Origin of the sequence: Paraburkholderia sp. 22099, assembly GCF_052045835.1 — a bacterium.
GTDB lineage: Bacteria > Pseudomonadota > Gammaproteobacteria > Burkholderiales > Burkholderiaceae > Paraburkholderia > Paraburkholderia terricola.
Window position 1 is genome coordinate 105562 of record NZ_JBQEPU010000023.1, and the last position, 9433, is coordinate 114994.

At 56.6% G+C, this 9433-nt stretch carries 11 protein-coding genes and 2 pseudogenes; 1 reads left to right on the forward strand and 12 read right to left on the reverse strand.

Annotation, left to right across the window (positions count from 1 at the left end; translation table 11 throughout):
* Positions 1 to 167: 167 nt before the first annotated feature.
* Together ACTJLC_RS21840 and ACTJLC_RS21845 are read right to left on the reverse strand one after the other, a co-directional pair.
* On the reverse strand, positions 168 to 455 hold the full coding sequence (locus ACTJLC_RS21840; RefSeq protein WP_310319639.1) for a DUF1488 domain-containing protein: 288 nt from the start codon (positions 453 to 455) through the stop codon (positions 168 to 170).
* A 371-nt stretch (positions 456 to 826) separates the two neighbouring features.
* On the reverse strand, positions 827 to 1780 hold the full coding sequence (locus ACTJLC_RS21845; protein WP_310319642.1) for an IS5 family transposase: 954 nt from the start codon (positions 1778 to 1780) through the stop codon (positions 827 to 829).
* A 188-nt stretch (positions 1781 to 1968) separates the two neighbouring features.
* On the opposite strand from ACTJLC_RS21845, the pseudogene ACTJLC_RS21850 reads away from it, so the two are divergent.
* Positions 1969 to 2307 (forward strand): annotated as a pseudogene (locus tag ACTJLC_RS21850) (Crp/Fnr family transcriptional regulator); the annotation flags it as partial.
* A 69-nt stretch (positions 2308 to 2376) separates the two neighbouring features.
* Here ACTJLC_RS21850 and ACTJLC_RS21855 read toward each other — a convergent pair.
* From ACTJLC_RS21855 to ACTJLC_RS21900, 10 genes and pseudogenes are all read right to left on the reverse strand, one after another.
* Positions 2377 to 2616 carry a hypothetical protein gene (locus ACTJLC_RS21855; RefSeq protein WP_310319645.1) on the reverse strand — a complete coding sequence of 80 codons (240 nt, stop codon included), beginning with the start codon at positions 2614 to 2616 and terminating at the stop codon, positions 2377 to 2379.
* A gap of 668 nt (positions 2617 to 3284) precedes the next feature.
* On the reverse strand, positions 3285 to 3464 hold the full coding sequence (locus ACTJLC_RS21860) for a hypothetical protein (RefSeq protein ID WP_310319648.1): 180 nt from the start codon (positions 3462 to 3464) through the stop codon (positions 3285 to 3287).
* A gap of 481 nt (positions 3465 to 3945) precedes the next feature.
* Positions 3946 to 4086 (reverse strand): annotated as a pseudogene (locus ACTJLC_RS21865) (SDR family NAD(P)-dependent oxidoreductase); the annotation flags it as partial.
* Positions 4087 to 4355: 269 nt separating this feature from the next.
* Positions 4356 to 4547 (reverse strand): hypothetical protein, encoded by a 192-nt coding sequence (locus tag ACTJLC_RS21870; RefSeq protein WP_440845092.1) that lies wholly within the window; start codon positions 4545 to 4547, stop codon positions 4356 to 4358.
* Positions 4548 to 4911: 364 nt separating this feature from the next.
* Positions 4912 to 5997, reverse strand: a complete 1086-nt coding sequence (locus tag ACTJLC_RS21875) for a phage integrase central domain-containing protein (protein ID WP_310319652.1) — start codon at positions 5995 to 5997, stop codon at positions 4912 to 4914.
* Positions 5987 to 6262, reverse strand: coding sequence for an excisionase (locus tag ACTJLC_RS21880; protein WP_440845094.1), 276 nt, complete (start codon positions 6260 to 6262; stop codon positions 5987 to 5989). Before ACTJLC_RS21880 ends, ACTJLC_RS21875 begins: the two co-directional genes overlap by 11 nt.
* A 208-nt stretch (positions 6263 to 6470) precedes the next feature.
* Complete coding sequence (locus ACTJLC_RS21885; RefSeq protein WP_310319658.1) at positions 6471 to 7163, reverse strand: hypothetical protein; 693 nt, start codon at positions 7161 to 7163, stop codon at positions 6471 to 6473.
* Positions 7164 to 7811: 648 nt separating this feature from the next.
* Complete coding sequence (locus tag ACTJLC_RS21890) at positions 7812 to 8117, reverse strand: hypothetical protein (RefSeq protein WP_440845096.1); 306 nt, start codon at positions 8115 to 8117, stop codon at positions 7812 to 7814.
* Positions 8102 to 9067, reverse strand: coding sequence for a hypothetical protein (locus tag ACTJLC_RS21895; protein ID WP_310319665.1), 966 nt, complete (start codon positions 9065 to 9067; stop codon positions 8102 to 8104). The genes ACTJLC_RS21890 and ACTJLC_RS21895 overlap by 16 nt, the downstream gene beginning before the upstream one ends.
* A gap of 102 nt (positions 9068 to 9169) precedes the next feature.
* The coding region (locus ACTJLC_RS21900) for a hypothetical protein (protein ID WP_440845098.1) at positions 9170 to 9433 on the reverse strand (264 nt) is incomplete at its 5' end.

Sequence of the window (9433 nt, forward strand, 5' to 3'; positions counted from 1 at the left end):
CGAAAGGCCGATTCAGGCTACCTTGCTCTTAAATGCAGCACAGGCGATGGTGGCACCCCTGATCGCCGTCACAAGCCAAGCGGCGTCGCCCCCTTTAAAGGTGTATAGGGCGTCCACGAAGCCGGGAATTGACAGATCAGGAAACATTCTCGCGACAGGGCTGTAGCTCATGAAATCAAATACCGATTCTGTGGCCCGGCGACATACTGCCTGTTTGCGATTTCGAGAACCTTTTCACGAAGCTCGCCAAAGGCGCCAAGCACCGAGCGCTCGTCGGATCCAACGCCAGGCTGCAGATTTCTGAGCATCGCGTCGTCGACCATGAAGGTGATTTCCCGCGAATTGTCGTACCCCCAGAAACACACGCAATGTCGGGAGGCATCGTAGCTACGGCTGGGGTTGGGAAATTGAAGCACCGCGATCAGTTTTTCTCGTACACGGCCGAGTAGCGCCACTTAGTGGCGTTGGAGTCGATCGTGGCGTAACTGGCGCGTCTTTTCTCTGCTCTCAGAGCATCCGCTGCGTCGAGTATATGAGCACGCGTCCTGCATTCGACAGCGTACTCGCTCTCCTTGCCAATTGCAGCCGAAGCAGGTTTGAGTTGCGATCGCATGATGGGGCCCCTAAGCTGGAGGTCGCTCATGGGCGACCGGTCTCCCCACTGTATACCCTTTGGCTAGGGAAGGTCTGCACAACTCGCTTTCAGATCACTGATTTTTTTGCCAGTGAATCGTATTAGCCGTAAGAGCCTGCTGGCAGATTGGTCGTCCGGCTTTTGAAGCGTGAGGACCTCCGTGTGCCGGGAATCGCGGCCTGAATCTCAGTTTCAGGCATTGCGTAAAGCCTTGCATGCCATCCAGAGGTTGCCCAGTGCGAACATTGTCGTGATCTGCGCGGTGTTCTTCAACAACCCTCGGTACCGGGTCTTCGTATAGCCAAACTGCTGCTTGAGCACGCGGAACGGATGTTCAACCTTGGCGCGGATGCCCGCTTTCAGGCGTTCAATCTGGTCGAATATCGCGTCCAGACGATCGTTCAGGTCCAGTTGTCGACGCCTGCCTGGTCGCATCGCAACATGCCAGCGAACCGGGTTCGCCTGGCATCGCTTTTCGATACCCTGATAGCCGGCGTCGGCGTAGACATCCGTTTCCTGGCCGTGTAACAACGCTTCGGCCTGATTGATGTCATGAACGTTGGCCGCTGTGCCGATAACGGTGTGGACCAGGCCTGACTCTGCATCCACGCCGACGTGCGCTTTCATGCCGAAGTACCATTGATTTCCCTTCTTCGTCTGGTGCATCTCCGGGTCCCGTTTGCCAGAGCCGTTCTTCGTCGAACTGGGCGAGGAAATCAAGGTGGCGTCGACCGCCGAGCCTGCCTTCAGCAGCAGGCCTTTCTCGCTCAGTATCTCATTGACCAGCGTAAGCATCTGCGCAGCAAGGCCGTGCGTTTCGAGAAGGTGACGGAACCGGAGAATCGTGCTCTCGTCAGGCAAACGCGTCATACCCTCGTCCAGCCCCGCAAACTCACGATACAGCGGCACGTCATAAAGCGCCTCTTCCATCGCCGGGTCGGACAGACCAAACCACTGCTGCATGAAGTGGATCTGCAGCATCGTCGCAATAGGAAACGGCGGTCTTCCGGTCTTACCCCTTGGATAGTGCGGTTCGATCAACGCAATCAACCTCGACCATGGCACAACCCGTCTCATCTCATCGAGAAATTCCCGCTTGCGCGTCCGTTTCGTTGAAAGATCCAGACCAAGACCGAGTTGCGTCATCGGGGATCCTCTTAAACTTGCCTTCTCCCAGGATAGTCAACCCAGCCGTCAAAGCCAGGACTTTTGCAGACCTTCCCTAGCACCGACGTCTTTATTTACCTGAAATCCTTGCAGTTCAGTTTTCCGAAACGCGTTATGCAAGTCGACATCGAAGAATTCGCTCGGACGACGACCGCCAGTCGCTTGTCCAGCGCTTTTTGCTCCGCCATCCGCAGGCGCTGATCATCCAAATGGCGACCACCGCCGTGTGTAGCCGATACCATTCGTATTGACCTGCAGCTGAGCAGGTGGCGACTGTTCAGCATCGATCGGCAAACGAAATGAAAACGACCCAGGAACTGATCGCCCATGCTGGGCGTGTGCCGGTCCGGTGGAACCGGGGCTGCACCGAAACTGCAGATGCTGGGCTGATCCGCGACAGCCGTGGCCACATCGGGGGATTAGACAGACCGGGACTCGAAATGCGTGTGTGCGAATGTTACGGCGGAATGAAGCGCGAATTCGACCGGCTGTTAGGCTCGGCGTAAACGAATCCGATCCAGGCTTACTCGGGAGCTTGTAGCGTACGTTTATCGCAGTCACAATGCTGTGGTTAACTACCCCTGAAATTTCGCCTCGTCGATGAGAACGTGACAGTAGGCGTCCGAGGCGGCGAGGGCCAATTCCTCGGCGAGGAACGTGCCAGGCACGCCCATCTTCGAAATCACGGTTTCGGCGGCGCCGTCCCAGCGACGCCGAAGAATATCAATCGTGCCGCGCCACTGGCCATCTTGGCTGAAATTTGCAGAGACTCGATAGAAGTAGCCGCGATATGGCTTGAATTCGTCCAGGTCCATTGCTTACTCCCACTCACCCGGTTTTCATCGTAGCACGCGACGGAGACTGGGATCGCAGGAATAACGAGCTGACGGGAAGCCTCTTCAACAGCTGGAAGAGCGAGCGGATACACGGCACACGGGATCGCGCAACGCGAAGCCGTCGTTCACGTGTTCGGATACCGTTCATCTATGCCCGTGCATTCTTGTATGTACTCGATGCTTTCGATAAATTCCTCGGCGTTCTTGCGAAAGAAGAAAAAGTCCTTGCGGACGTGGCAACTCATCATGCGAAGATTGCAGACGCTTTCCCTCATCTTCGTGGTGTTCGCAACACAGCCCAAACCTTGAAGATCGTGCCCGGGGTCTAGGCGCAGGCCGGAACCCTCAACGCCTCGAACTTAAACCAATTGAAAATGAGCTCGCCAATGCGCCAGGGGGCGGGGTTCTTGTATTGGACTGTCTTAACGGCTCAAAGTATGGTTCTACGATGCCCGTCTCTGGCCGTTTGGTTTATAGAGCGGACCAGCGGCAGGCTGTTGGTGTTTTGTGACGTCCACGAGGGCACACGTTTCGCCGGCCCGCGACAGTCGACAAGGTCCGCATAGCGCTCAGCGGACCGATGGCAGGGAGCCGGGCGCGGGGCGGTCGCCAGCCAGCGGCTGGATGCTCAGTCCGACCGTCTAAGGCTACTTCGTTGGATGCTTGGCGGACACGTTTGCTATCGCCTCAATGGCGGCGAGGCGGGAGTCCATTACTTTCGCGTGCAGCTTAATGGCCCTGATCAGCAATTGAACGTCCTCGCTTTCGCTCTTGGATGCGAGATCGTCGAACTCCGCCCACAGTTTCTTCAAAGCTTCGGCGCTCATGACTACTCCTTACGGGGGTGATTGAGGGTGCAGCAAGGTGATTGCTCCTCTTTGGAGTGGCCTGGTCCGGGAGCGGTCCGACGAGAAATCGACTAGCGTGGGCTATGGCGTAGGCCGTCGCGCAAAGACCTATCTGGCGGGGAGGAGGTACTGCTGCATCACGGGGCGAATGGGTCGCAGATGATCCGGCGGCTGGCGTAATAGTAGGTGCAGGCATGTTCGGATACAAGTTGCTTTGGCGCACGAGTTTATCAGTGCGCTGCTTCATCGAGCTGCCCGATCTTCCGTCCGCCGGCCATCTTCGGACACAGGCCGAAGCTGTCACGCGGACGTTCGAACGGCGGCTCCGGCCCAGACAGCGGACCGTTGCGCGAATGATGTCGGTCGGATGGTCGGCCCAAACTGACGTTGGCCGGATTCGTTCAGCGGCCGTTGTGCGCCGCTTCGCGCCAACGTCAAGTTCGGGCGAATGTCGGAGATGCCCTGCCGCAAGTTCCCGAGCTTGCCGCGGCCTGAGGATTTTTTCAACGAGTCGAGCGGCGCCTTGACGGCTCAATAGCCTCGGCAAATTGGCAAGGAGCCGATTTTTCGCCCCCACCACACGGTGGCTTTTGTTGCGATCCGAACCGAGCTTCTTTGCTATCTGGTTGTTGACCAACTCGTGGCGCTTGCCCGAACGGGAGAATGGCTACTGACGGGACCATCTCGTCGAGTCCGCCCGCATGTGGACGGACTAGGTGCATTAACCCCATTGCTCAACTCGGCGTCTAAAGGAGTGAGCGTTAAAGCCGTTAATGGTATGGAAAATTGATATTCGACCCTAATCCGGAACTGGCTCAGTTCCGGTGGGCCTACAAACCTGGGACTTAAACTCTATGAAGTCGGCCTCAGTTATGCAATTTTGCTGATGGTCTGCTCCGGATGCGCCGTCAGCGCGCCCTCAGTGCTGACGCTAAGCGTTCCCCAAAATCGCCACCAGAAGATCGACGTAGCGATGAACGATGCCGGTACGGCGCGTCGATGTGCCGACAATATGTTGAACGCATCGCCGGCAACCTTTGCAACAAACGTCACCACCCACATCACTGGCACCGGTCCGAACGTCATTGTTGATGTCAGAGCCGAGTTGCACGGTGTCGGCCTGTTCAACCAATCGGTTGCTGTGACTTTTCGTTGCACTTATACGAATGGAAACGTTGTCATACAATGTCCGTGTGCAATTACCGCACCTTTAATCGGTGTAGGCATAACCCGATGGCTAAGACGTCGGCGGGAGATCGAGGAAGAAAATCATCATAAACCGTCCCCGCAACGCATGCACATTGATGTGCGGGACTCGTCCTGAGTGACCCATACGACTCGAATTCTGACCACGGATTAAGCCATGGCACGACGCTAACCGCGTGCCGGCCGATCCGTCGCAGTAGCTCGGCCGTCAGATCTCCAATCAACGTGTGCTGATCTTCACCTTCACAGGCTCAAGGCCGCGCGAATTGGCGTACAGATCGGCAGTGGCGTCTGTCATATGTCCGAGCAAAGCCTTGGTGTCGACACCCCCCTGTTCCATGTAAAGCCGCTTCGTCAGGCTTCGAATTTCGTGAAAGGTCGGCGCGTCCTCGCCGGTAATGCCAGCAAGGTCGCGTGCTTCCTTGAACTTGGAAGTGAAGGTCTTGATCTTGATTGTCGAGCCTTTTGGTGCATTGACGTTCGCTCGGATGTGGTGGATCAGGTACTTGCTGACGATCCCTGTGGACCGGCAGCGCGCGATTACGTCGGCGAGCGATATTCCCAGCACGTCGAGCCGTAGCTCAAGTGGAATTGCGATGCGCACGCCGGTCTTGCCCCGCGTCAGCACCGCTTGGCCGTCTTGCTGGAATCCACGCTCCCAGCGCGCGACAGTTGAGCGGTCCTGACCTGAAATCAGCGCCAGCAGCATCGCATTTTGCAGCCAGAGTGCGACCAGCGGTGCCTTCTCGTATATTGCTTGAAATTCTTCGAAGGTCAATCGGCGGCGCTTTACGGTCACTTTCGCGCGCTCGGTATCAGTGGCGGGATTCTCTTTCATCCACCCGAGCGCCTTGCCGCGCCGGCAAAGCATCTTCATCCGGCTGCGCACGTGCACAGCCCATTGCATCTTGCCGCGCGCCTCGATCGCCTCAAGCATCTCCGCGATGTGCTTCGTGGTGAGTTCGGCGCATTTGATTGTTCCGATTTCTTCGCGGATCGCGTTATCGACATATTTGCGATGCCTGATTGTTTCAGGCTTGGCCTTCCCGTTTGGCATCTTGAGCAACAGATCGGCGACGGTTTCCTTTGGCGTGCTCAGTCGTTCAACCAGGGTAGTAGTCGGTGTCAGATTCGCTATCGCGAAGTTAGCCTGCTGGGCCTCATGGATGGCCTGGGCAAGCGGCATGCGACCGAGGACATGTGTCTCTTTGGTGAGCGGATCGCGCCAAGTGTAATAGCCGGGCCGCGGCTCGTGGAGATTGCTGGGCCAATTGGCACGTTTTCTTATCCGAGGTCTAGCGGCCATGTTTTTCTAATACCCGTTGTGCGAGAGAAGGGCGGGAAACGCCGTCCTGAAAGACTGCGTTCTGTTCGACATAGTAGGACCGTCCGACTTTGACTGGCATCGGGTAGATTTTGCCTGCGTTGATCCATAGTCTGGCCGTCCGGATAGCCGGTGGGGGGTCGAACTCCCGTTTTAGCCATTCATCGAGTCTGACTTTCACTTTACCTCCGGTCTTGCGTGAAATTTTCGTGAGCTGTTGTGTCGCAGTGGTCGTTTTGCAGATCATCTCTGGTCCTGAACCGGTTGCTCACCGTTCCATCGCTTTCGGGCCAACATGTCTCACCGCTCGCTTACGTTAGTCGTGGCGCGGCAACTGAGTTATTGTGGCAACGAGCTCTCGGCTGGCAGCGAACTGCGCTCGCGGCGAACGCCGTGCTGCTTGATGTTTTAGCAGCAGGCGCTCGCGACGCAACTCATTGTCGATCTGCGTTGGCCTAGCGTTGTGACAACCGACGCTTCAGAGCCTTGGACTGGATAGCCTTGGTCTCGTTAACAAGTGCCTGAAACTGCTGATCGAATTGCCCGTCCAGAAAAATTGCTGCCAATCCCTTCGCAACATCGTGGTCGTCGAGTACCTCGTTGGCGCCGCCCGACACGTCGACGACGGTTCCGTGGAGGAATTCGTCACCCTCGTCGACGTCCACTTCGCCGGGCCCACAGTACGCGGACGTCACGAGCTGATACAGGCCGTTAGTCAGAACGATGTCAAGGGGGTAGTTATACATGCCATCGCGATGATCGTCCGTGATCAGCGGATCTTCGGCGATCGCGCGGGGGAAGCAGTGAACCTCGACCTTCCAATAGAACTCGCCTGAAGCCGTCCACGAAGCATCGTGGATGGTTTGCACACCCCACACTGCCTCGCGGCAAAGGACGGGATGCGACAGCTTTTTGACCCATTTCGCGTACGTAGCTGTCTCTTGCAGCTTCAGTTCATCGTTGCCCAACAGGGTGAGATGCTGTGTCTTGTCGATGTGCTTCTTTGCTTTGTACAGTGTCTTGTTGAGAGCCTCGGCTTCGATGAGCCAGAGCGGGCGCGGTGCCCAATCGAAACCGCAAAGCCTGGCAATTTCGCGCGGACCGGGGCGCGCGTAGGAATCAGTGTCTTTGTGAACAGCGGCAGCCATGAAACCCCCTTGGGTCGGAAAGTGAAAAAGTCGGAAAGTGGAAAATGTGGTGCGTGGTCGCGATTCACGCAAATTCGCGCTTTTCCGGAACAGATCACGCGGCGGGGAGGGGCTGCGTCCGCTTGCGGGCACAGCGCGTTTGGCCTTGTGGTCTGTTTGATTGAGTTGTGGCTTTTGAGTCAATGTACTAAGGATGATGAGGAATAGAAAATATATGAAATTTATATGGAGCTATCTTGTTCAGCATCCTTTGATTCGTTTTGTGGGCCGTTGATCGAGACATTGGACCTAATCGCTCGGATCGTTTATTGATCGTCAGTCCGTTGTTCCGAACAAGAAGAGATGGGGGGCGGCGCTTGCCACTGCCGATTCAGCACTAACAAGTCGTGTGATTGGGCGTGCTTTGGGCGAAGCATGACCCAAGTCGGGCTGTTACCGATTAGATGGAATAATTGCGAAAATAAGGCTGCGTGCGTGAAACGACGCACGGTTCTCCGGCACGCTAGTGTGCGCAAGAAGAATTTTTCGATTGAGTCTGAGATGCCACGTCCGTCCAAAAAATCGACGGCGCTGTGACATTCAGCAAGGGTGAAGATGCCGAAGCCTCGGCGGTGGCATTAGACGGCTTTCGCCAACCAATGAGGAACACTATATGACAGGTTGAGATTCAGAGACAAGATGCCAGCGAAAGTTTTTTTCTGTGTCTCTATGGGGCAACATCGTCAAGTTAAGTGGTGAGCACAGCTGCGGCCGGGAACGCAATTTTTGGGTGAACGCGAAGTGCCCCGCGTTCAGTGTCGGACGTTGGAAAGGCCAAGTAACCACTACGGCGTTTTTGCCGGAACGCGGCGGGTCGAAATTGAATTGGCGCCGGAACCATTTGGCCTGCTTTGAATATCGCTGTTTGCCGGTCACGAGCTTCAGCTTTTCATTCGCCATCAGTCGGTCGGCCATGCTGTTGCCTCCAGCGAATCTTTTTGTGTGAGGACGGGGGGCATCGGCTCGTTTTCCTGGTCTCGTCGTTCTTGGACCATGTACGTACCCACGTCAGCGGTATCGTCAGAACATTTGGTCTTCGTCCTGAGGGAGGCGAGTATTTCGGCGCGTTGATGTTGCAGAAGAATGGAGCCCGGAGGACGAATCAGTGCGAGGAAAGTTGACCTCCGCAGCGAGAGCAAATCGTTGATTTCGAGTTGATACACCGGTGCCACGAGATCAGTGCGACCGGACTTACGCAGCATCGTCACCGCACGGGATACAGCATGCGAGAGTTCAACCCGCAGGCGTTCTACGGAGTTCGAGTCCACTGCGCCCGGAAGCTCGACAATGGTCATTGCAGTCCTTCCCATAAGGTTTTCGAGAAGTTCCGACAGTGGGGCGGATGCGAAGTGACGGACGACGTCCGCCGCTTCCATCTTCAGTTGCGCCTTGCGCAAATCGAAGGTATTCCACGGGCAACCGGTGCTAACGATCCCGATTTTCGACGCAGATTTCCACACCAACCTGAACATCCGGATGGCAGAGTCGGGTTGGCCTGGACGAACCGCGTTTCCGTACCAACACAGAAACACATCCTCGCCCGTGATCTTCTCAAGCTTGGGGTCCCCGTGTTCGGTGAAAAAAGCCCGGAGTGTATCCATTTCGCCGCGCCGGCGAGTTGTGGCCTCTCTGCTTGCCTGGGGCAATGAGCACTGTTCAAAGCCGTGAAGAAGTTCGAGGGTAGTCGCGGGACGAGCGTGCGCGACGCGCGATTGCTGTTCACGAACCCATTGCGCACAAGCAAGCTCAAAGTTCTGGCCCAGTACAAGTTTTGAGCCGTCCCTGCGCAACAGATAATAGGTGACTGCCCCGTTCCGATCGCGGCGCGCGCGCATTCCTTTCGGGCGATCAGTTTTCCGTGGCATCCGATTTTCTCCGAGTTGTATAGACAAGTGAGATATCGGGACGTAGATGGCCCAGTTCTTGGGACAGAATCTCCAGGCAGTCCAATGGATCCAGGCCCATGCTCAAGAGCGTCTGGAGACGAGCTTGTGCGTACCGGTGCCGTAGGCCATGGAACCCGTACGAAAACCCCAGTGCCCGATTGCTGGCTGATGAAAAGGATTCCGACGTAGCCTGCCCCCCGCCAACCTGGAAACGGACTTCCCGGTGTGGGCGGCGACAATGACTACGTCCGGTGTAGCGACATTCATCTTGGCCGGTAGTGAGGAGTCGGAGGCGGCGTAGCCGCCGGAGACGACGAACTGCCGGCGGCGCCGGATCGGCGAGGC

Coding starts and splice junctions, on each gene's coding strand:
- ACTJLC_RS21845 (WP_310319642.1), bottom strand. CDS start 1,780: ATGACGCAACTCGGTCTTGGTCTGGATCTTTCAACGAAACGGACGCGC.
- ACTJLC_RS21855 (WP_310319645.1), bottom strand. CDS start 2,616: ATGGACCTGGACGAATTCAAGCCATATCGCGGCTACTTCTATCGAGTC.
- ACTJLC_RS21860 (WP_310319648.1), bottom strand. CDS start 3,464: ATGAGCGCCGAAGCTTTGAAGAAACTGTGGGCGGAGTTCGACGATCTC.
- ACTJLC_RS21870 (WP_440845092.1), bottom strand. CDS start 4,547: ATGTGGGTGGTGACGTTTGTTGCAAAGGTTGCCGGCGATGCGTTCAAC.
- ACTJLC_RS21875 (WP_310319652.1), bottom strand. CDS start 5,997: ATGGCCGCTAGACCTCGGATAAGAAAACGTGCCAATTGGCCCAGCAAT.
- ACTJLC_RS21880 (WP_440845094.1), bottom strand. CDS start 6,262: ATGATCTGCAAAACGACCACTGCGACACAACAGCTCACGAAAATTTCA.
- ACTJLC_RS21885 (WP_310319658.1), bottom strand. CDS start 7,163: ATGGCTGCCGCTGTTCACAAAGACACTGATTCCTACGCGCGCCCCGGT.
- ACTJLC_RS21890 (WP_440845096.1), bottom strand. CDS start 8,117: ATGGCCGACCGACTGATGGCGAATGAAAAGCTGAAGCTCGTGACCGGC.
- ACTJLC_RS21895 (WP_310319665.1), bottom strand. CDS start 9,067: ATGCCACGGAAAACTGATCGCCCGAAAGGAATGCGCGCGCGCCGCGAT.